The organism is Undibacterium sp. Di27W, from assembly GCF_049340345.1.
Classification (GTDB): Bacteria; Pseudomonadota; Gammaproteobacteria; order Burkholderiales; family Burkholderiaceae_D; genus Undibacterium.
The window spans coordinates 165,619-185,706 of sequence record NZ_JBMPOS010000008.1 but is presented as its reverse complement, the minus strand read 5'-3'; the positions used below and the strand labels follow the sequence as shown (position 1 = coordinate 185,706).

The window sequence follows — 20,088 nt, the reverse complement described above, 5'->3', positions numbered from 1 at the left end:
AGGGCCAACTTTCTAGCTATGTTTTTAACTGACTACCTTGACCTATGAGCTATTCGACTCTCTGGTTCGCACGTTTAATCAAGCATAGTTTTGCTTGTTGCACTGTAAAAATAGTGAAGCAATAGGAGGACGCTCGAATTTATCTGTGGCTCAACCATCGGCTCTCCTATTTTATTTTCTATACAGCAAAAATGGTGTTGTCATACGGGAACTGTGGAAAGGCAAAGCACCTGCAACTTCAAAAGCGATGTGAATACGAGTTCAGCTTTTTGCAGATGTACAGGTGCTATATCAGTAATAGATCACTAAAACAGGTAAATCACTCCAAATCCGCCCGATCAAGATAAATAGTCCCCTTCACACCAGCCCGTTTATCCACCTTGCCTTGCAACACCTGCAAAAACTCCGCATCTGTCGCAGCCTGCAATCCCGCTTTCTTCACTACGACATCCGCCATCGCCGCAGCCGCAGGCACATTGATCGCCAGCACATGATCAAAATCAGGCCTGCTATCAATTTCCTTCAACAGGAAACGTTGCGTACCAATACCTATCTGATGATAAACAGCCTGCCTGCTCTCGCGCATTTGCGGCGATAGCTGGCGGAAGATCAGGGTTTTTTCTACGACTACAGCGACATCCTTGTATTCGGTTTTGCCACCCTGTTCAAAATGCCCAAGCACGATATTGGCCTTGAACTGTTTCAGCGGCATCTTGCTGTCTGCAGCCAGCCTGGCGATCTCGAATTGTTCTGGTTCCATGGTCCACAAGACCAGTTTTTGTTCCAGCCTGGTTTTGATGGCAGCATCCAGCTTTTGATCGAGGCAGCGTATCTGCAGTACGACCTGGTAATCATGCGGCGTATGGAACATCGGCAGGTGCGAGACATACATGCCTTCGCTGTTGCCAAACAAAAGCATGCCGTGTACGCCCCAGGTGGGGCCGTGTTTGTTTTCTGCATGGGTGCTGAAGATGCAGCAAAAGCTGAGCACGAATAAAGAGAGCAGGCGTTTCATCAGCTTACACCTTCACCAGCAATTTGCCACGGTGTTCGCCGGTGAATAAGGAATTCAGAGCGCTTGGCAATTGTTCAAAGCCGTCGATGATGGTTTCTTCAAACACCAGTTCTCCCGCCTTGACCCAGGGTGAGACGATGGCCAGCATTTCATCCATGCGGTGCAGGTAATCGCGCGCCAGTATGCCTTGTATGGTGGCGCGCTGGTAGAGCATGTGTTGCAGCAGGCGCGGGCCCATTTCTGCTACGTCCAGGCCGCCGCTGTACTGGCTGATCTGGCCGCAGATGATGATGCGGGCGCGGCGTTTGATGATGGGGAGGATGGCGTCGGTGACCATGCCGCCGACATTGTCGAAATACACATCGACACCGCCTGTGAGTTTGAGTATCTCTTGGCTCAGTGTCTCGTCGTTGCTGAAGGTTTTGTAATCCAGTGCCCAGTCAGCACCCAGCTTGTCTTTCAGCCAGGCGCATTTTTCTGCGCCACCGGCGATGCCCAATACTTTTGCGCCGTGGCGCTTTGCGAATTGCACGACCAGTGAACCAACTGCCCCTGCTGCGCCAGATACCACGACCACTTCACCCGCATGCGGCTTGCCCGCCTCTGTCAGACCGAACCAGGCAGTGCGGCCCGGCATGCCGAGTACGCCCAATGCTGTGGACACAGGGGCAATCGTCGGGTCTATCCTGGTCAGCGCGCTGACATGCACGCGCGCATGGCTTTGCCAGCCTGTCATGCCAAATACCCAGTCACCGGCTTTCAGGCTGGCGGCATTTGATGCCAGCACCTGGCCAACCACGCCAGCGGCTTGCACGGTGTTGAGCGGGTGTGGTTCCGGGTTATAAGTCGGTTTGGACGACTGGTTGATGCGCATGTAAGGGTCTACGCTGATATAGCGGGCAGCGATCAAGACCTCGTCGCGATCCAGCGAGGTGTCCAAAGGCTGGCTGCGCAATTCATAGTGCTCATTGCTGACTATGCCGGTTGGATGGCGGCTGTATATCCATTGCTGGTGTACGACATTTTCAGTATTGGTCATGGTGATATCAGAGAGATAAGTAGATGAGGGAGGAGATGCTTACATCTTAGGTCTGATAAAATGTCTCGTAAAGCAATATATATTCACTTTTAATGTCCAAATTGGAAATTTAAGCTGGGAGCCTGAGCAAGATGAATCTCATAGACCTCAAAATCTTTGCCTGCGTGGCAAGACAGCCATCGCTGGGGGCAGCGGCACTGGAGTTGCACCTGACGCCTTCCGCCATTTCCAAGGCCTTGCGCAGGCTGGAGGGCGACATTGATACGGTTTTGTTTGACCGTTCTGCCAAGCAACTTAGCCTGAATGCCAGCGGCCAGCGCATGCTGGACTTTGCCCGCAATATGCTGTCCATGGCTGACCAGGCCAGGGCCGATGTACGTGGTGACGATGCCAGTATCAGTTGTCGCGTGGCTGGCCCGGCCATATTGCTTTGGCGGCATGCAGAACAACTGGCGCAAGCCATGGCAGCTTACCCGGCGGCAGACATGCATTTGCTGAGCATGTATGAAGAAGATGCCCTGGCAGCCCTGGCCAGGGGCGAAGCCAGTCATGCCCTGGTCACCAGTGAAGTCTTGCATGGCCGCACTGCGCATTGGTCGGCAGACTGGGCCAGTGCCTCGCTGGGTATGTTAAAGCTGCAATTACTGGCCGGGCAGCAACATCCCTTGCTGGTGGACGCTGCCAGCAAATCAGACTTGAATTTCACCAGTTTGAATTTCACCAGCGCCCAGGTGCTGGCCCATGATTTTGTCAGCCCGGCGCGCTCCTTGTTTTGCGGCAAGCAACGTGGCAAGCATTCTGATGGCTGGCGCGATGACCAGTTCCCGCGCCGCATCGCTTACTGGATAGATGATTTGCAATTGCTGCTGGCCATGGTCAGGTCGGGCAAGGCGCTGGCCTATCTGCCTGATTTTGCCCTCGACGATGCCGGTCTGGTGCGTCTGGAGGTGACAGACTGCGGTTTTCAGTGCATGGAAGAAGTCCACCTGGTCTGGAATACCAGAAATGCAGCGCAGTGGCAGCAAGCCGTGGTCAGGGCGCTGACAGGAGAAAACTGATTTTTTTACATAGTGTGCAGAAACTTGCAGCGGTTGAGATACAATCCGTTACATAAGAAGCTGAATGTCAGGCAGTGGAAATTTCTATAGCCGCCAGAAAACCGTGATAATTCAGCATTCTTGAAGAAAACAGGGCAGATACCATGAGCAATACCACCCATTTTGGTTATACCACCGTAGAAGAAGATCAAAAGGTCCATAAGGTCGCTGAGGTTTTTCATTCTGTCGCCGCCAAATACGATGTCATGAATGACATGATGTCGGCTGGCTTGCACAGGGTATGGAAGATCTTCACCGTCGCCCAGGCGGGTGTGCGCCCTGGCTTCAAGGTGCTCGATATTGCCGGTGGTACGGGTGATCTGACCAAGGAATTTGCACGTCAGGCGGGCAAGACCGGCGAAGTCTGGCATACGGATATTAATGAATCCATGCTCAGGGTAGGCCGTGACCGCCTCTTGAATAAGGGCTTGATCACCCCCACCTTGTTATGCGACGCAGAAAAATTACCTTTCCAGGATAATTACTTTGACAGAGTGAGTGTGGCATTTGGTTTGCGCAATATGACACACAAGGATCAGGCACTGGCAGAAATGCAGCGTGTACTGAAACCGGGTGGCAAATTGCTGGTGCTGGAATTTTCCAAAGTGCCGGAAATCCTGCAAAAACCTTATGACCTGTATTCTTTCAAGGTCTTGCCCTGGATGGGCCAAAAGATAGCTGGTGATGCTGACAGCTATAAGTACCTGGCTGAATCGATACGCATGCATCCTGATCAGGAAACCCTGAAAACGATGATGGAAACAGCTGGGCTGGACAGCGTGCAATATTTTAATTTAACGGCAGGTGTGGCCGCTTTACACACCGGTATCAAGTACTGAAGTAAGTAAGCTTAGTAAGTAAGCTTGGTAAGTAAGCTTGTAGCAAACCTTGAAACATACAGGAGTCGAATGATGAAAAAGTTTCTGATCGCCATGCTCGTCGTAGTAAGTACGATGACAATGACAGTGTTTGACGCAGAAGCCAAGCGTCTGGGTGGTGGCGGCTCTATAGGTCGTCAATCCAATAATGTGTCACGCCAGGCTACGCCGCCGTCACCAGCTAATGCTGCCAAGCCAGCAGCGGCGCCTGCGCCTGCAGTTGGGGCACCTGCAGTGGCGCCGCCTAAACCAGGCATCCCATGGAAGGGTATCGCCGGCGGTTTGATCGGTGGCGCCTTGCTGGGTGCAGCCTTGTCGCATTTTGGCCTGGGTGGCGCAGCTGCCAGCATGCTGGGTAGCTTGCTGACCTTTGCCCTGATCGGCTTTGCGATTTTCTTTGTGATCCGCCTGTTCCGTAACAAGAATGGTCAAAACACGGGCAGTAGCTTTAATCAACCAGCCTTTGCTGGCGTTCCACCTGTGACACCGCAACCCATGGCTTTCCAGAGCAATGCGCCGGTATCTTCTGGAAGCAGTGCGGACGTCAATCCTACCTGGACTATTCCGGCTGACTTTGATGTGCCAGGCTTCCTGCGCAATGCAAAAAGCTATTTCATCCGCCTGCAAGCGGCCTGGGACAAGGCAGACATCAATGACCTGCGTGAATTCACGTCGGCAGAAATGTACGCTGAACTGAAATTGCAAATCCAGGAACGTGGTGCATCAGCCAATGTCACTGATGTGGTGACCTTGAATGCAGATTTGCTGGGCGTGGAAACTGTAGGCGCTGACCATTTGGCCAGCATCAAGTTCACAGGCATGATCAAGGAAGCTGCCAATGCACCGGCAGAAGCCTTCAACGAAGTCTGGAACTTGTCCAAGCCTGTGAATGGCCAGGGTGGTTGGGTATTGGCCGGTATTCAACAAATGTAATCAGGGACTCACGCAAAACCGCCCAGCGGCGTTACAGTGCCTTGCTGGGACAATTTTGTGAGAGTCCTAAAGTTTTGATGCTACGCAGCGATGCTTGCCGCGATTAGCTGTTAAACTGGAACCGCCCTGCAATTGCCGGGCGGTTTTTATTTTGCAGGACTAATCTGGCATAAGCATAGAGATGACCAGGTATTTTGCAACAGCCCTGATTTGAATCATGATCCCCATTGCACCCTTTATCAATCACCTGCTGGCACAAGAAAGCTGGGCCAGAAGCCAGCTCTTGCCGCATGCCGGTAAAATTGCCTGTATAGACTTGCAAACCATGCAGTTGCGCCTGAAAGTTGCGCCAGATGGTTTGCTGGAAAGCGCTGTCGCTAGCGAATTGGCGCAAGTGACCATCTACGTCAAACTCGGTGACTTACCCTTGATTGCGCAAAACCGTGAACGTGCTTTTTCTTATGTCAAGATAGAAGGCGATGCCGATTTCGCCAATACTATTTCCCATCTCAGCCAGAACCTGCGCTGGGAAGCGGAAGAAGACTTGAGCAAGGTGTTTGGTGATGTGGCAGCAGTGCGCATGGTTGGCTTTGCCAAGGCCTTGCACCAGACTGCGCTGGAAACCCATCAAAAGCTGCAGGAAAACCTGGCAGAATATTTTTTAGAAGAAAACCCCATGCTGGTCAGACCCCAGGCTGTGCAGGGTTTTAGTACCGAAGTCAACAAGACGCGGGATGATGTCGAGCGTCTTATCAAGCGCATCGAAAAACTGGAAAGGATGCGCGGATGATATTGAAGTTTCTGAGGCTGGCAAAAATCATACGTATCGCCATCAAATATGGCATAGATGAAATCGCGATTTCCGGCCTGTCCGTGCCACGCACGGCGCGCCTGATCGATACCTTGATATTCTGGCGCGACATCTCGGCACCGCGTGGTGAACGCCTGCGCAAGGCACTCGAAGAACTCGGCCCCATCTTCGTCAAGTTTGGCCAGGTATTGTCAACCCGGCGTGACCTCATGCCCTTTGATATTGCCGAAGAACTGGCACACCTGCAAGATCGCGTACCCTCATTCGACCCTGATTTGGCGATCGCGCAAATCAAGAAATCCCTGGGCTCGCATCCTGACCAGTTGTTCGCCAGTTTTGAGCGTGTGCCCGTCGCGTCGGCCTCTATTGCCCAGGTGCATTTCGCAGTATTAAAAGATGGCCGCGAAGTGGCTGTCAAAGTCCTGCGTCCCGGCATGAAAGAAGTCATCGACGATGACGTCGCCCTCATGCAAATCGCTGCTGGCTGGCTGGAAGCCTTATGGGCCGATGGCAAACGCCTCAAAGCCAAGGAGGTGGTCGGCGAGTTCGATAAATACCTGCATGATGAGCTTGACCTCATGCGCGAAGCCGCCAATGGCAGCCAGTTGCGTCGCAATTTTGCCGACTCGGATTTGTTGATGGTGCCAGAGATGCATTGGGATTATTGCTCGTCTTCCGTCATCGTCATGGAACGCATGCAGGGCATACCAATTTCGCAACTGGATAGATTGCGTGAAGCTGGAGTCGACCTTGGCAAGCTCTCGCGTGATGGTGTCACCATTTTCTTTACCCAGGTGTTTCGCGATGGTTTCTTCCATGCTGATATGCATCCCGGTAATATCCTCGTGTCAACCGCACCGGAAACGCTGGGCCGTTATATTGCCCTGGACTTTGGCATCGTTGGCACCCTCAATGATTTCGACAAGGATTATCTGTCGCAAAACTTTTTGGCCTTCTTCCGCCGCGACTATAAACGCGTGGCCGAGGCACATATAGAGTCAGGCTGGGCACCCAAAGAAACCCGGGTCGATGAACTGGAAGCCGCAGTACGCGCCTGTTGCGAACCCATCTTTGACCGCCCCCTGAAAGATATTTCCTTTGGCCAGGTCTTGCTGCGCCTGTTCCAGACTTCACGCCGTTTCAATGTAGAAGTGCAACCACAACTGGTGCTGCTGCAAAAAACTCTGCTCAATATCGAAGGCCTGGGCCGCCAGCTCGACCCTGACCTGGATTTGTGGAAAACCGCCAAACCTTATCTGGAACGCTGGATGAGCGAGCAGGTGGGCTGGCGTGGCCTGATAGAAAAACTCAAGGCCGAGGCACCGCGCTACAGCCATATCTTCCCGCAACTGCCACGCCTGGCGCACCAGGCTTTGACACGCGCTGCCGAGCCTGGACATAGCGATGAAATGCTGATGGCCTTGCTAAGCGAGCAAAGACGCACCAACCGCCTGTTACGTACCATCGTGTATTTTGGTGCGGGCTTATTCTCCGGTGTGGTGGTGGCGCAATTGCTGCTGCATTTTTATTTCAAAGTCTGACAGACATTGCAACATGGCTGAGTTCCTGAACCGTGATCCGCGTCATCCGCAATTCTGGGATGAACGCTTTGAAAAAAATTTCACACCCTGGGACAAGGGCAATGTCCCGGCAGATTTGCAAGCCTTCATGCAGGCTGCATCTAAGCCCATGAACACGCTGATTCCCGGTTGTGGCAATGGCTATGAAGCTGCTTTCATGGCACAGGCGGGCTGGCCAGTTGTGGCCATCGATTTTTCGCCCGCTGCCGTACGTAGCGCGCAGGCGGCGATAGGTGAGTGGGGCAAGCATGTCATAGAGGCAGATTTTTTTGCCTATACACCAGCGCAGCCGCTGGACCTGATTTATGAACGCGCCTTCTTTTGCGCCCTGCCTGCTGCCATGCGGGCAGATATAGTCCAGCGCTGGGCAGCACTCTTGCCAGCAGGTGCTTTGCTGTCAGGTTATTTCTTTTTTGATGATGCGCCAGACGCATCGCTAAAAGGGCCACCGTTTACCATACACAGCGCGGCATTCCGTGAATTGATGTTGCCGTATTTTGTGTTGCTCGAAGAGCGGGCAGTCAGTGATTCCATCCCCGTGTTTGCGAACAAGGAGCGATGGCAGGTGTGGCAGCGCTTGTAAAAGCGTGTAGGTTGTAACACCGTAGATTGGGCTAGGGCGTAGGTTGGGCTACGGTTTACCAGCCCAACACTGGGCGCTTAAATAAGGTATACGTTTATTGCAGGCCCTTCACCAACGCAACACTCGGCGTTTGAATAAGGTATACGTTTGTTGAGGCCCAGTGTTGGGCTGGTAAACCGTAGCCTAGCGAGGCCCGGCCCAACCTACAGATATTACACAGGCACACCCCTTGCTTACTACTCCCCCATATTGACCTGGTCATAAGCCGGTCACCTCCATGCTTCACTCTCCCTCATGGCATCTGCCTCTGGAAAGGGAATAGAATGAACAAAACAGTCACACTGGCATTGCAGGGTGGTGGATCACATGGTGCACTGACCTGGGGCGTGCTGGACAGATTGCTCGAAGATGGGCGTGTCGGTATAGAGGCGATCAGCGGTTCCAGTGCCGGGGCCATGAATGCGGTGGCGCTGGCGCATGGCTATCTGCAAGGTGGGGCAGAGGGGGCCAGGCAGGCATTGAAAGATTTTTGGGATAGCGTCGCTGCCAGTTCTCCATTCAGCACCATCATGGATGAGCATGCGCTGACGGCTGATATTGCTGCGCAATCAGAATTACCCGCTGCCATGAAGCATTTGTTTTCCTGGACACGCTTTTTTTCACCCAACCAGCTCAATCCCTTTGATATCAACCCCTTGCGCGATATTCTGTCAGCGCAGATAGATTTTGAACGCTTGCGCAAACAGCCTGGCATTGAGCTCTTCATCGCCACCACGCAGGTCAGCACGGGGACCCTGAAACTGTTCCGCAATCGCCAGATGAGTCTGGATGTCTTGCTGGCTTCCGCCTGTTTGCCCATGATACACAGGGCAGTGGAGATAGAGGGCGAGGCATACTGGGATGGTGGGCTAACCGCCAACCCACCCCTGTTTCCGCTGGTGCATAAATGCGCGGCAAGCGACATCATCGCCATCCTCCTGCATGCCCAGCCCCGCGCGCAAGTGCCTTCTTCGGCCAGTGAAATCTGGCAACGCCTGACTGAGTTGGGTTTCAGTTCCACCTTCCATACTGAATTGCAGGGCTTATTGCTGGCCAAGCGCGAAGCAGAGCGAGGCTGGCTGGCCTGGGGCAGGCTGGAGCGCCGCCTGCGCAAGCTCAATTTGCATGTGATTGCTGCGCCTGAACTCATGAGCCAGTTGAGTAGCCTTAGCAAGATGAATGCACAGTCAGCATTTTTGCATAGCCTGCATGCTGAGGGCCGCGCCCGTGCACAAACCTGGCTGGAGCAGCATTTCCAGCAACTGGGCAATACATCCAGCTTCAGGATGGCACATCTGTTTCGCTAGCGCCTGAGGCCGCGCTGGTGTTACCATCGTCAGGTTTTCACTGGTATCCATAGACAGACATGCGCCTCTTCAAGTCCGCTTCCGACCTTACGCATTTAAACGGCATCCCGCTACAGGCAAATGCCGTACAGACGCTGCACACAGCAGCGGATTACCGCGACACGCTATTGGCAAAAATTGCCCAGGCAAAGCACAGGATTTATCTGTGCAGCCTGTATTTGCAAAATGATGAAGCCGGGGCAGAGATATTGGCTGCCCTGTATGCCGCCAAGGCTGCCCGCCCTGAGCTCGATATTGCCGTTCTGGTGGACTGGCATCGCGCGCAGCGAGGCTTGATCGGTGCTGCTAAAAGCGGCGGCAATGCGGCCTGGTATCAAGAAATCAGCAAGGCCCATGCCTACACCGTACCGCTGTATGGCATACCGGTGCAGACACGTGAATTGTTTGGTGTGCTGCACCTGAAGGGCTTTGTCATCGATGATGAAGTTATCTACAGCGGTGCCAGCCTGAACAATGTCTACCTGCACAAGCAGGATAAATACCGCCATGACCGCTATCTGCTGATCCACAATAAAGTGCTGGCCAATAGCATGGTGCAATTCATTCGTGAACACTTATTGTCTGCCGCTGCCGTGCACAGGCTGGACATGCCGGAGATACCGGCTACCCGCAGCATACGGCGCGAAATCAAGCATTTCAGGAGCAAGCTGAAAAGCGCCCGTTATGACTGCAATCTGGCCGAGCAAGAACATGACAGGCACAGCCTCAGTGTGACGCCATTGGTGGGCGTGGGCAAGAATAATCCGCTCAATAAAGTCATTTGCCAGTTACTGGCTGCCAGCAAGACCCAGATCACTATTTGTACGCCTTACTTTAATTTTCCGCTGGCGGTCACGCGTGAAATCAACCGCGCTTTGAAGCGTGGCGTGCGTATCTGCATCATCGTTGGCGACAAGACGGCCAATGATTTCTTCATCCCGCCCGCAGAACCATTCAAGGTCATTGCCGCTTTGCCTTATTTGTATGAAGTCAATCTGCGCCGCTTTGCCAAGTCCCATCAGGCAGATATCAGCAGCGGACAATTGCAATTGCGCCTGTGGAAAGATGATGACAATACCTATCATCTGAAAGGCATGTGGATAGACCAGGATTATGCCCTCATGACAGGCAATAACCTCAACCCGCGCGCCTTCCGCCTGGACCTGGAAAACGCTTTGCTGATCCATGACCCGCAGCATGAATTGCAGCTGCAAAGACAGGAAGAATTGAAGAGCATCATGGAAAAAACGGCGGTCATCACGCATTATCGTGAACTGGAAAAAAATACAGATTACCCTGATCCCGTGCGCAAGTTATTGGGCCGGCTTAGTGGTACGCGACTGGACAGGCTGGCGTACAGGGTATTGTAAAAAAATTGCAGCAAGGCCAGGCCGCATTACTTATTCTCTTTGCTTTCCTCTGTGCTACCTCTGTGTCTCCGTGTCTCTGTGTTGAGAGGTCTTAAGGGGTTTTGTTAAGAGAATATGTCCGGCCAGGCAACATAAAAAAACAAGCAGGAGGCAACGTGAACGCAGAACTACTATTGCCCTTGATCGGCATACCCCTGGTCGTCATCGGCTTTGCCCTGCGCGTCAACCCCTTGCTGGTGGTCACCGTCGCTGGCCTGGGCACAGGCTTTGCCGTCGGCATGGATTTCATGAGCCTGCTGGAAACCTTTGGTGAAAAATTCCTCAATAGCAGGCAACTCACCAGTTCATTATTGATCTTGCCCATCATAGGCTTGCTGGAACACTATGGCTTGCGTGAACGTGCCCAGCAATGGGTGGCGAGCATACGCAGCGCCACTACGGGGCGTATCCTGATGCTGTATTTCGTCGTACGTGAAGCCAGTGCCGCCATGGGTTTGCTGAGCCTGGGCGGGCAGGCGCAAACCGTGCGGCCCTTGCTGTCACCGATGGCAGAAGGGGCTGCCAGCAATTTGCATGGTGAATTGCCACCGGCCATACGCGACCGCATCGCTGCCCATGCCGCAGCTTGCGATAATGTGGCGCTATTCTTTGGCGAGGATATCTTTATCGCCTTTGGTGCCGTGCTACTGATGGCGGCTTTTCTCAAAGAAAATGGCATCACTGGAATAGAGCCCCTGGCTATCGGTATCTGGGGTATGCCGACGGCGCTATGTGCCCTGGTGATACATCTGTTTCGCCTGTCGCGGCTGGATGCCAGTATTGCCAAAGACATTGCAGCCTGGCAGAAGACGAATCAGGCGAATCAAGTCAATCAGGCCAAGCAGACAGAAGTCGTGGTGAGCGCATGAATAGCCTGGTCAGTATCAATCTGGTGCTTTACCTCATAGGCATTATCGTCATGCTGGTGGCTTTCATGACGCTGCGTGATACCAGCAACCCGCGCCGTATCACCACTGCCTTATTCTGGTTCCTGTTTGGCTTTAGTTTTTTGTTTGGCGACCTCATGCTGGCAACGCTGGGCAAGCCGCTGACCTATCGTATCGTCGGTATCTCAGTGCTGTTGATGGCCGCGCTGGCGGGTGCCAATTTACTGGGCATGGGCAAACATACAGATCATGACAGGCCAGCACGTCTGCAAATCGCTGGCAAGCTGGGCAACCGCATTTTCATCCCGGCACTGACCATACCCATAGTCACGGTGTTGCTGACGGTGGTAGTGAAAGACTTTCAATTTGCCGGATGGTTTTTGCTGGATCAAAAAAACCTGACCCTGACTGCGCTATGCATCGCCTGTCTCTGTGCGCTGGGCCTGGCCTGCCTGTACACCCGTGGCACACCCCTGCAAGCCGTGCGTGCATCGCGGCGTCTGATCGATGCCATAGGCTGGGCGCTGACCTTGCCGCAAATGCTGGCCATGCTGGGGGGCGTATTTGTTGCCGCCAAGACCGGGCAATCCATACAGGACATCGTCAAACTCTTCATTAACCCGGACAGCCGCCTGACCCTGATCATCATGTATTGCACAGGCATGGCCTTGTTTACCATGATCATGGGCAATGCTTTTGCGGCTTTTCCCGTCATGACGGCGGGTATTGCCCTGCCATTCCTGATCAACCAGCATCATGCCAACCCGGCGGCACTGGTGGCGATAGGCATGTTCTCTGGCTATTGCGGCACCCTGATGACACCCATGGCCGCCAATTTCAATATCGTGCCTGCCGCCTTATTGGAGCTGCAAGACAAGTATCAGGTAATAAAAGTGCAGATACCTACCGCATTACTGGTCCTGGGTTGTAATATCCTGTTGATACACTACTTTGTATTTCCCTGAATGGGCATGGAGGCAGGCATGAAGCGCATCTTACTGACGGGATTTGATCCCTTTGGCGGCGAGCAAAGTAATCCCTCCTGGGAGGTGGTCAAGCGGCTGGATGGTTTGTTGATAGGTGACAACCACCAGATAGTCAGCGCCCGCCTGCCTTGTGAGTTCGTGAATTCCCTGTTGATACTTGATGTTGCACTCAGGCAGCATCAACCGGCCATCGTGATAGGCCTGGGCCAGGCCGGTGGCAGGGCAGACATCAGCCTGGAACGCATTGCCATCAATATCGATGATGCGCGCATGCCGGATAATGTCGGTGCCCAGCCTGTCGATGTGCCCGTGGTGCCGGGCGGCCCGGCAGCTTATTTCAGCAGCCTGCCGATCAAGGCGATAGCACAAGAATTACACTTGAGCGGCATACCGGCATCGATTTCACAAACTGCTGGCACTTTTGTCTGCAACCATGTGTTCTATGGGCTGATGCACATGGCAACCAAACTGGACTGCATACAAAGAGCCGGTTTTATCCACATCCCTTATTTGCCGGAACAGGCAGTGGCCCACCCCGGCACCGCCAGCATGCCGCTGGAGATGCTAAAGACAGCGATCTTGAAAGTATTGGAAAGTGTCTTGAAAACCGACAAGGACTTGCGCATAGCCGGTGGGGCGACACACTAGGCGCCCAGGGCCATTGTAAGACGGGGCTGGATTTTGTAGGGTGCGCCATGCGCACCATCCCCCCAGACTTGCTTCTCTGAATGCTGCAACAGCCTTTAAGGCATTTTGAGCATGCCAGACTGCTTGCCCGGCAAGCCTTCTGCTTCCATGGCCTTGTCAGACTCGGTTTCGGTACAGATCTGGGTATCGTTGCCAGCCTTGTTTTTATCTGCAACTTTGGTGCTTGCCTCAGTTTTTTCTGCGGGCAAGTTTTTTTGTACTTTTTTGACCAGCACTTCAGCCGCCGGGGCATAAGGGCGGAAGTAGGAAATCAGTTGCGCATCCAGGTTGGACACGGCCAAAGGTGCAGCGCCAGCAGCCATTACATTTGCCAGCAAGGTGGTGGCGATTGCCAGTTTGGCCAGCAAGTTCAGTCTCGTTTTCATTTTTATATCCCTTTTTTCTACAGCGCGGATTTTGCAGAACGACAGTCTGGCAATGGTAACTGCAAAGAACGTGCCAGAGACAAAAGCAGGGCTTAGTACATACTTAAGTATAGCGTCTGCTGCAAATCCATCTGCGAACTGTCCGCTTGTCGACATATCAGCGGACACTGCGGACAGACCGGACACTTTGTAGTTGCTGGAATGGCGATGCTGCAAGGCACAGAAGGCTGAGTCGTCTTAATTTCGCAATAGCCTACAAATGCTATTTTGACACATAATTGAATTTCATGAGCAAACCTTTGGGGCCAACTGCCCAGCCAGTCTGGGCATTGGCGAAGGCCACGGTATTCATGGGCGTATGGGCCAGCACTTGCCAGGTCTTGCCCGCATCGCGCGAAATACCGGAACCGGCCAGGCCCGCCGCCACATAAGTCCGGGCAGCGCCCGGTACTGTGACGATGACAGACATAAAGCCCTGTGGCAATACCGGTGAGGGCAGCCAGGTCTTGCCACCATCTTCAGTTCGTGCGCCATTCAGGCTATCGAGTTGCGGGAGCTTGTAATCACCGCCAACTGCCATGCCATTTTTTTCATCCAGAAAAGCTACCGAGAAAGCGCCTTTGCTGGCCACTGCCGCAGGCAGCGGCAGGTTCGCAACGGACCAGCTCATACCCGCATCGCTACTGGCAAATACCCTTGCCTGTTCTGCGCTGCCGCTGACTATCCAGGCATGTTTGCTACCGTAGATGGCGAGACAAGTGCCGCTGGCGGCAAACGCACCTTCATTGGCTAAGGCAGTCAAACCTGCATGGCGGTGTTCTTGCCAGCTCTGGCCGCCATCCTTAGTCGATAAGATCTGGAACTGGCCATCGACAGGGTCGCCAAACAGCATGCCCTGTTTGCTATTGGAAAAGGAAATCGCATCCCAGAAACCAGTTTTGGCTTCATTGGTTTTCAGTAACTGCCAACTGGTACCGCCATCGCTGGTTTGGTACAGGCGTGACAAAGCGCCAGGACCGGCACTCATGATGATGGCATGCTGTGCATCAAAAGCATGGATGTCACGAAAATCCAGGCCTTCGGCACCTGCCACCTGCATGCTTTGCCAATGTTCGCCATCCACGGTGCGCAAGACTGTGGCCCTGGCGCCGCTGGCCCAGGCAACCTGGCTATTGACGACTGACAAGCCACGCAACTCAACTTCAGTGCCACTGGTTTGTGCTATCCAGGCATCTGCGGCAGATACTGAGTGCATGGTGCTGAACAAGATTGCGAAAGCGATGGCGGCGAGTTTCATGGGCTGATGAACTGGAAATAATCGTGGCGCTATTAAACCTCTTTATTTGTGTGCCAGCAAGCGCAAAAAATTCGCATTCATGGTGTTCAGCGTGTCTTGCAATAAAGACCGTAAGCCTGAAGACATATGGCCAGAACCAGGCTCAGCCTGTTCTTCTAAATGCCGCATGCGGCGCAAGGTGGCCAGTGCCGCGGCGCTGATGCCATCGTCTGCTTGCAGGGCAGCACGCTCACCCTTGAGTCTTGTCATCTCGCGCAATTGTGCAACTTCAATTTGTTCCTGGCGCAGTTTGACTCGGCTGCTGATAGCCCGTTTCAATAAATGCTCATCGGCATTCAACCTGGCATCGACATCGGTATGGCTGGTGAACTTGACGATGATGGCGACCAGTTCTATCGTCAAAAACCATAGCAGCCACCAGATGAATTGCAAACGCCTGTGCATATCGTTTTGCAGCATGTCCCAGGTGGCGGCAAAGTCGGCAGCAAAACCGGCATGCGATGCCGCCTGTATATGTTCAGCCTGGGCTTTTTCCAGCACCTGTGCATCTATCCTGGCCTTGCTGGCGATGGCATTTGCCTGGTGACGTTCTTCTGCCAGCTGCGCTTTCTCGGCCTGTTTTTCTTTGCGCCAGGCGATCAGGGTAGTATTGATTTCCTGCTCTTGACGCTGGCATCTGGCTTTGGCTGCATTGATGCGGTTTTGTGCTGCGTTGATTTTTTGTTCCAGCAAGACAGCTTCGGCAGGCAAGGCTACCGCCATGGCTTTGTGCCAGTTAGCGATTTGAATATTGCTGTGGCGCTCTTCGGTTTTTGCCTGTTCACGCAGGAGCTGTAATTGCTGGCGCATTTCTGCCATTTGTGGTGGTTCGCTCAGCAACTTGTCTTCTGCCTTTTGCAGCTTATCGTCGAATGCCGCTACCTCCTGCTGCAAGCTGGGCAAGCCAGTTGCCTGTTGCGCGCTTTGCAGGTTTTGTATCAGGCGGCTGCGTTCCAGCTCGCCGGTCTTGACGGTGATCTCGGCGCGGTTGCTGTCGACATAAAATGGGTAGACCATGGTGATCGCCGACAATAGCGCCAGCAGGCTGCGCCAGAACAAGCCCATGCACTTTGCCCGCCAGCTGGCATCGGATTGTATGGACATGATCATCTGCCTTTCCAGACACCACTGGAACAGCGCCCACAGGCTGCCCGCAATCATGGCACCGGTGCTGCTGACATTCACCATGGTAGCCAGCATATGGGCCATGCCATAGCCTGCAAACAGGGCAAAGAAAATCACCAGTGCACCTATGCCAAAATACTTGTGGCGGCCACGTGCATACAGGTAATTGCCCTCACTATCCTGGGCATCCAGCACCTTCAGGCTGACCGCCGCTGACAGGGCCAGCAATGACTTACTGGCATGCACTATGGCGCACAACATGGTGTATGCCAGGGCATGCATCCATGTCTGACTATTCTGACTATTGAGAGAGCGCATGCTTACATATTCCTGAACAAGACCATGAAGGGCTGACTGACGCTCAGCGTCTCTGGCCTGGTCTTGAGTTTGACCAGACCTCTGCCACTGTCATCACGACTGATGGCAGCAATCGCCCGCATATTGACGATGGTCGATCTGTGTATTTGCTTGAACATGCTGTTATCCAATACTTGCAATAAATCGCGTATGGGTTTGCGCAACAGTGATTCACCTTCCGCTGTCATGACCACGGTGTATTTGCTGTCCGCCTGGAAGTAGGCAATATCATCGACCATGATGAGCCGGGTTTCATTCCCTACACTGGCCGTGATCCAGACCAGCGGTGCTGGTTTGGGCACATCGGCCGGACCACCGCTGAGCTGGCGTACCAGGGCGCTGACGGCCTGTATATCCACCGCACCAGTCAGTGCCCGCATTTGCAGGCGTTTGACAGTAGCCCGCAACCTGTCCTGGGTGATAGGTTTCAACAGGTAGTCGACCGCGCCTTTTTCAAAGGCATCAATGGCATACTGGTTATAGGCAGTCACAAACACGATCTGGCTATGCGGGCTGACTTCAGTCATGGCAGCGGCCACTTCCAGGCCGCTTAAACCTGGCATGCGGATATCAAGAAACACTACATCCGGCTGGTGCGCGGCGATGGCTTCCAGTGCGCTGCCACCATCATCGCAGGCAGCGGCAATGTCCAGCTCTGGCCAGGCCAGGCTCAGTTGCTGCAGCAAGGCTTCGCGCAACAGGCTTTCGTCTTCAGCAATGACACATTTAGGCATGTTGTTCTCCCCTGGCTTTGATGACAGGGACAGTGATAGTGGCGGCAACGCCGCTGGGAAAATTACCCACCAGGACAAAACTCGCGGCATTACCATGCGCCAGGCGCAAGCGTTCACGGACATTTTTCAAACCTATGCCGGTGCCACCAATTCCTGTCCCCAGGCCATTGCCGTCATCGGCCACAGTGACGGCGACATTGTTTTCATGCTGTCTGGCGATGATCCATATGGTGCCGCCGCCGGTCTTGGGTTCCAGTCCATGCTTGATGGCGTTTTCCACCAGGGTTTGCAACATCATCATGGGAAAGGGCAGGGCTTTCAATTCTGCCGGCACTTGTATTTGTATATTCAGGCGCGCACCCATACGTATCTTCATGATGTCCAGATAGGCGATCGATCTTTCTAGTTCTTCCCCTATGCTGGAGGCGGTATCTTCCGTACGCGGCAGGGAATGGCGTAAATAAGTAATCAGATTGCCCAGCATTTGATCCGCCGCTGCCGGGTCAGCCCGCGTCAATAATTGCGCGCTGGCCAGAGTGTTGTACAAAAAATGGGGCTCTACCTGGGCATGGAGCAAATTCAGTTTGGCCACCGTCAATTCTTTTTCCGTGACTGACTGCGCAGTGCTGGCTTTTTCACTGCGCCTGCGCTCCGCGATGCGGCGAGTGATGGCGCGGCTGATGGCTTCGGCGTTTTCCAGGTTGGTGCCATTATCGACGAGGAATAAATCCGTCCAGGCCGGGCGCTCAGGTTCACAAATCAGGGTCAGGCTGCCGACGCCGTCACCAGGTGTGATGGTGGCCAGGATTTGATTACGCTTGGTCGTCAAAAAATCCAGCAGTTTTAATTCATCGATAAAATTCGCCTGGTAAGGGTCTATGCGCTTGATCTTGGCGCGTATTTGCAGGCTGTCTCTGGCACTCTCGGTATCTTCTGCACCTGGCAATTCGCGGATGGCGGCATCCACCAGTTCAAAGGCTTCATTGGCTTCCAGCGGGATTTCTATCTGACGGCGCTGGCGGTTGGCCAGGGTCGTGGCGTTGACCTTGCTGGCAATCAGGCGCACCCGGCGCACATGGGAAAAGCTGATACCCATGACCAGGGCGACCATACTGAGAGGGGCGAGGACAAAGACATCCGGTATATGGCCTCTAAAAATCCCGTTGACCAAAAATATCGTGGTGAACAGGATCACCAGGCCCCAGCCAAAACTGGCACGGATGATAAACCACAGCGTCGTGAACATGATTGTTTCCTTCTTATTTGCGATTGCTGCCAAGAATAATTGTCTGCGCGACTTTCGTCTCGCCTTTTCCGACGAAAACAAAGAAAAACGGATGAATTCTTGAAATCGGGGAGTAAAAGCCAGTTAATAGCCCGCGCAATTTAATATCGGCAAAAGCGGCACTTGGTGCGACAATACTGTTTTGATGCAATTTTGAACATAGGAGTAAATATGGACATAGATCCCATGGAAACCGTAGAGCAATTGACAGAACAGCAGGAAGAGAACAAGCAAAACAAGGCCAATAATCAACTCAATATCTGGGTTGCCATCACGGTGGCTTTGCTGGCGACCTTCATGGGTATCTGCAAGGTCAAGGATGACAATATCGTCCAGGCCATGCAGCAATCGCAAGCTAACAAGATAGATCACTGGGCGTTTTACCAGGCCAGGAATATGCGCGAAGAACTGGCCAAATCAACAGAATTGCAATTGCGCCTGGCCTCTAAAAATGTGCCAGCCGACCAGAAGGCCGAGTACCAGACCGCCATAGACAGTTATGTCAAGCTGGGTAAGGAGCAGCACGAGAAAAAAGAAGAGCTGAAAAAACAGGCTGAGCAAGATCAGGTCGATTATGACAATGCCAATTACAAGGACGACCAGTTTGACTTATCAGATGCCTTGCTGGCGATTGCGATTTCCCTGCTGGCAGTCACGGCACTGACCAGGCAGCGCTGGCTGTATTTCGTGACGCTGATACCTACCGGCTTTGGCGTGCTCATGGGTCTGGCGGGATTAATGGGCTGGCATATTCATCCTACGGCACTGGTGATGTTGTTGTCGTGAAATAGCAGGCAAGAGACGAGTGCTGAGAAAGTGACGTAGAGATAAGTCATTTGAAAAGTTGAAAATATGTTATCTTCTTCTCTATTCATGGATGGGTGTTTCCCGCATTCTGTTTGTCATACTAATGCTGCGATTCACATCGAAACGTCACCAAAGTACAGGACTTGATATGCCTATTGCACTCAATTTCATCAATCGATCAGATGATGCAAATAATTCTGAAATCGTCATCTTCCAGAAAAATGTGGCAACAAATTTTGATGAGTTGCCCGTTGCCTGGATGGTCATCAAGTACTGCGGGAAAGGTGATAATCATCCTTTCAGTTTTCCCAGGGGCATGATGGTTGGCGCAAGTGATGCCTATGGCAACTACATGCCGCAGTTAGAGATAAGTAATGGCCAGCTCGTTGAGATGCGCTTGACAACTTCCGGTGATAGATTGGTTCATGCTGGCTATAGCACCAGCAACAAGCAGGCGCAAGTCCTGAATAGCATGCCGAAAGGCGCTATCAATGCCTACATTTATAAAAGTGGAAAATTGCTGGCGATGAAAACCCACCTCGCACCACAGCAAAAAGCCGAGTTCGAATTCACACCAACTATCTGGATAGGTGTTGTTTCACAGGTTGTGCAAGGTGAGGTCATGAATTCGGCGATTATTTCCAACATCAATACAGAATTGTCACTGCTAGGGGTAGCCAGTGCGGATATCGTCATGACAGGCGGTGGCCCGGGTGTGCAGTCCACGCCTTTTCAATTTACCTTGGAAAATGTCGTCATGGACTGAGC

The 20,088-nt window shown here is 53.0% G+C and carries 20 protein-coding genes; 13 read left to right on the top strand and 7 right to left on the bottom strand.

The window, feature by feature from the left end; translation table 11 throughout:
- Positions 1 to 319: 319 nt before the first annotated feature.
- Positions 320 to 1,015, bottom strand: coding sequence for a hypothetical protein (locus tag ACO0LF_RS17460; protein ID WP_423016209.1), 696 nt, complete (start codon positions 1,013 to 1,015; stop codon positions 320 to 322).
- Between the two features lie 4 nt (positions 1,016 to 1,019).
- The gene (locus ACO0LF_RS17455; protein ID WP_423016207.1) at positions 1,020 to 2,054 is read right to left on the bottom strand and encodes an NADP-dependent oxidoreductase; all 1,035 of its coding nucleotides are present in this window, start codon (positions 2,052 to 2,054) and stop codon (positions 1,020 to 1,022) included.
- 131 nt (positions 2,055 to 2,185) lie between these two features.
- Between ACO0LF_RS17455 and ACO0LF_RS17450 the strand changes: the two genes are divergently transcribed.
- From ACO0LF_RS17450 to pcp, 11 genes are all read left to right on the top strand, one after another.
- On the top strand, positions 2,186 to 3,112 hold the full coding sequence (locus ACO0LF_RS17450) for a LysR family transcriptional regulator (protein WP_423016205.1): 927 nt from the start codon (positions 2,186 to 2,188) through the stop codon (positions 3,110 to 3,112).
- A 143-nt stretch (positions 3,113 to 3,255) separates the two neighbouring features.
- On the top strand, positions 3,256 to 3,990 hold the full coding sequence (gene ubiE / locus ACO0LF_RS17445; protein WP_423016203.1) for a bifunctional demethylmenaquinone methyltransferase/2-methoxy-6-polyprenyl-1,4-benzoquinol methylase UbiE: 735 nt from the start codon (positions 3,256 to 3,258) through the stop codon (positions 3,988 to 3,990).
- A 69-nt stretch (positions 3,991 to 4,059) separates the two neighbouring features.
- Positions 4,060 to 4,962, top strand: coding sequence for a Tim44 domain-containing protein (locus ACO0LF_RS17440; protein ID WP_423016201.1), 903 nt, complete (start codon positions 4,060 to 4,062; stop codon positions 4,960 to 4,962).
- A gap of 217 nt (positions 4,963 to 5,179) precedes the next feature.
- The gene (locus ACO0LF_RS17435; RefSeq protein ID WP_423016199.1) at positions 5,180 to 5,752 is read left to right on the top strand and encodes a ubiquinone biosynthesis accessory factor UbiJ; all 573 of its coding nucleotides are present in this window, start codon (positions 5,180 to 5,182) and stop codon (positions 5,750 to 5,752) included.
- Positions 5,749 to 7,314, top strand: a complete 1,566-nt coding sequence (gene ubiB / locus ACO0LF_RS17430; RefSeq protein ID WP_423016197.1) for a ubiquinone biosynthesis regulatory protein kinase UbiB — start codon at positions 5,749 to 5,751, stop codon at positions 7,312 to 7,314. The genes ACO0LF_RS17435 and ubiB overlap by 4 nt, the downstream gene beginning before the upstream one ends.
- Positions 7,315 to 7,327: 13 nt before the next feature.
- A complete protein-coding gene (locus tag ACO0LF_RS17425; RefSeq protein ID WP_423016195.1) occupies positions 7,328 to 7,936 on the top strand; it encodes a methyltransferase in 609 nt (202 codons plus the stop codon).
- 323 nt (positions 7,937 to 8,259) lie between these two features.
- Positions 8,260 to 9,282: a patatin-like phospholipase family protein gene (locus tag ACO0LF_RS17420; protein ID WP_423016193.1), complete on the top strand. Its 1,023-nt coding sequence runs from the start codon at positions 8,260 to 8,262 to the stop codon at positions 9,280 to 9,282.
- A gap of 59 nt (positions 9,283 to 9,341) precedes the next feature.
- Positions 9,342 to 10,691, top strand: a complete 1,350-nt coding sequence (gene pssA, locus ACO0LF_RS17415) for a CDP-diacylglycerol--serine O-phosphatidyltransferase (protein WP_423016191.1) — start codon at positions 9,342 to 9,344, stop codon at positions 10,689 to 10,691.
- A 155-nt stretch (positions 10,692 to 10,846) separates the two neighbouring features.
- On the top strand, positions 10,847 to 11,599 hold the full coding sequence (locus tag ACO0LF_RS17410) for a DUF969 domain-containing protein (protein WP_423016189.1): 753 nt from the start codon (positions 10,847 to 10,849) through the stop codon (positions 11,597 to 11,599).
- Positions 11,596 to 12,582, top strand: coding sequence for a DUF979 domain-containing protein (locus tag ACO0LF_RS17405; protein ID WP_423016187.1), 987 nt, complete (start codon positions 11,596 to 11,598; stop codon positions 12,580 to 12,582). The genes ACO0LF_RS17410 and ACO0LF_RS17405 overlap by 4 nt, the downstream gene beginning before the upstream one ends.
- Before the next feature lie 18 nt (positions 12,583 to 12,600).
- On the top strand, positions 12,601 to 13,251 hold the full coding sequence (gene pcp, locus ACO0LF_RS17400; RefSeq protein ID WP_423016185.1) for a pyroglutamyl-peptidase I: 651 nt from the start codon (positions 12,601 to 12,603) through the stop codon (positions 13,249 to 13,251).
- A 95-nt stretch (positions 13,252 to 13,346) separates the two neighbouring features.
- On the opposite strand, the gene ACO0LF_RS17395 is transcribed toward pcp, so the two are convergent.
- From ACO0LF_RS17395 to ACO0LF_RS17375, 5 genes are all read right to left on the bottom strand, one after another.
- Entirely contained in the window at positions 13,347 to 13,676 is a 330-nt protein-coding gene (locus tag ACO0LF_RS17395) for a hypothetical protein (protein WP_423016184.1), read from the bottom strand.
- A gap of 262 nt (positions 13,677 to 13,938) precedes the next feature.
- Positions 13,939 to 14,973 carry a WD40/YVTN/BNR-like repeat-containing protein gene (locus ACO0LF_RS17390; RefSeq protein ID WP_423016183.1) on the bottom strand — a complete coding sequence of 345 codons (1,035 nt, stop codon included), beginning with the start codon at positions 14,971 to 14,973 and terminating at the stop codon, positions 13,939 to 13,941.
- A gap of 42 nt (positions 14,974 to 15,015) precedes the next feature.
- Positions 15,016 to 16,455: a DUF4407 domain-containing protein gene (locus tag ACO0LF_RS17385; protein WP_423016182.1), complete on the bottom strand. Its 1,440-nt coding sequence runs from the start codon at positions 16,453 to 16,455 to the stop codon at positions 15,016 to 15,018.
- A gap of 2 nt (positions 16,456 to 16,457) precedes the next feature.
- Entirely contained in the window at positions 16,458 to 17,228 is a 771-nt protein-coding gene (locus ACO0LF_RS17380; RefSeq protein WP_423016181.1) for a LytR/AlgR family response regulator transcription factor, read from the bottom strand.
- Positions 17,221 to 18,474, bottom strand: a complete 1,254-nt coding sequence (locus ACO0LF_RS17375) for a sensor histidine kinase (protein WP_423016180.1) — start codon at positions 18,472 to 18,474, stop codon at positions 17,221 to 17,223. Before ACO0LF_RS17375 ends, ACO0LF_RS17380 begins: the two co-directional genes overlap by 8 nt.
- Before the next feature lie 210 nt (positions 18,475 to 18,684).
- Here ACO0LF_RS17375 and ACO0LF_RS17370 point away from each other — a divergent pair, with 210 nt between their 5' ends.
- Positions 18,685 to 19,299, top strand: a complete 615-nt coding sequence (locus ACO0LF_RS17370) for a DUF4337 domain-containing protein (protein WP_423016178.1) — start codon at positions 18,685 to 18,687, stop codon at positions 19,297 to 19,299.
- Between the two features lie 169 nt (positions 19,300 to 19,468).
- Positions 19,469 to 20,086 carry a hypothetical protein gene (locus ACO0LF_RS17365; protein WP_423016176.1) on the top strand — a complete coding sequence of 206 codons (618 nt, stop codon included), beginning with the start codon at positions 19,469 to 19,471 and terminating at the stop codon, positions 20,084 to 20,086.
- Positions 20,087 to 20,088 lie beyond the last annotated feature (2 nt).

Excerpts from the sequence above, each read along its gene's own strand:
- ACO0LF_RS17460 (WP_423016209.1), bottom strand. The coding sequence starts at position 1,015 with ATGAAACGCCTGCTCTCTTTATTCGTGCTCAGCTTTTGCTGCATCTTC.
- ACO0LF_RS17455 (WP_423016207.1), bottom strand. The coding sequence starts at position 2,054 with ATGACCAATACTGAAAATGTCGTACACCAGCAATGGATATACAGCCGC.
- ACO0LF_RS17450 (WP_423016205.1), top strand. The coding sequence starts at position 2,186 with ATGAATCTCATAGACCTCAAAATCTTTGCCTGCGTGGCAAGACAGCCA.
- ubiE (WP_423016203.1), top strand. The coding sequence starts at position 3,256 with ATGAGCAATACCACCCATTTTGGTTATACCACCGTAGAAGAAGATCAA.
- ACO0LF_RS17440 (WP_423016201.1), top strand. The coding sequence starts at position 4,060 with ATGATGAAAAAGTTTCTGATCGCCATGCTCGTCGTAGTAAGTACGATG.
- ACO0LF_RS17435 (WP_423016199.1), top strand. The coding sequence starts at position 5,180 with ATGATCCCCATTGCACCCTTTATCAATCACCTGCTGGCACAAGAAAGC.
- ubiB (WP_423016197.1), top strand. The coding sequence starts at position 5,749 with ATGATATTGAAGTTTCTGAGGCTGGCAAAAATCATACGTATCGCCATC.
- ACO0LF_RS17425 (WP_423016195.1), top strand. The coding sequence starts at position 7,328 with ATGGCTGAGTTCCTGAACCGTGATCCGCGTCATCCGCAATTCTGGGAT.
- ACO0LF_RS17420 (WP_423016193.1), top strand. The coding sequence starts at position 8,260 with ATGAACAAAACAGTCACACTGGCATTGCAGGGTGGTGGATCACATGGT.
- pssA (WP_423016191.1), top strand. The coding sequence starts at position 9,342 with ATGCGCCTCTTCAAGTCCGCTTCCGACCTTACGCATTTAAACGGCATC.
- ACO0LF_RS17405 (WP_423016187.1), top strand. The coding sequence starts at position 11,596 with ATGAATAGCCTGGTCAGTATCAATCTGGTGCTTTACCTCATAGGCATT.
- pcp (WP_423016185.1), top strand. The coding sequence starts at position 12,601 with ATGAAGCGCATCTTACTGACGGGATTTGATCCCTTTGGCGGCGAGCAA.
- ACO0LF_RS17395 (WP_423016184.1), bottom strand. The coding sequence starts at position 13,676 with ATGAAAACGAGACTGAACTTGCTGGCCAAACTGGCAATCGCCACCACC.
- ACO0LF_RS17390 (WP_423016183.1), bottom strand. The coding sequence starts at position 14,973 with ATGAAACTCGCCGCCATCGCTTTCGCAATCTTGTTCAGCACCATGCAC.
- ACO0LF_RS17385 (WP_423016182.1), bottom strand. The coding sequence starts at position 16,455 with ATGCGCTCTCTCAATAGTCAGAATAGTCAGACATGGATGCATGCCCTG.
- ACO0LF_RS17380 (WP_423016181.1), bottom strand. The coding sequence starts at position 17,228 with ATGCCTAAATGTGTCATTGCTGAAGACGAAAGCCTGTTGCGCGAAGCC.
- ACO0LF_RS17375 (WP_423016180.1), bottom strand. The coding sequence starts at position 18,474 with ATGTTCACGACGCTGTGGTTTATCATCCGTGCCAGTTTTGGCTGGGGC.
- ACO0LF_RS17370 (WP_423016178.1), top strand. The coding sequence starts at position 18,685 with ATGGACATAGATCCCATGGAAACCGTAGAGCAATTGACAGAACAGCAG.
- ACO0LF_RS17365 (WP_423016176.1), top strand. The coding sequence starts at position 19,469 with ATGCCTATTGCACTCAATTTCATCAATCGATCAGATGATGCAAATAAT.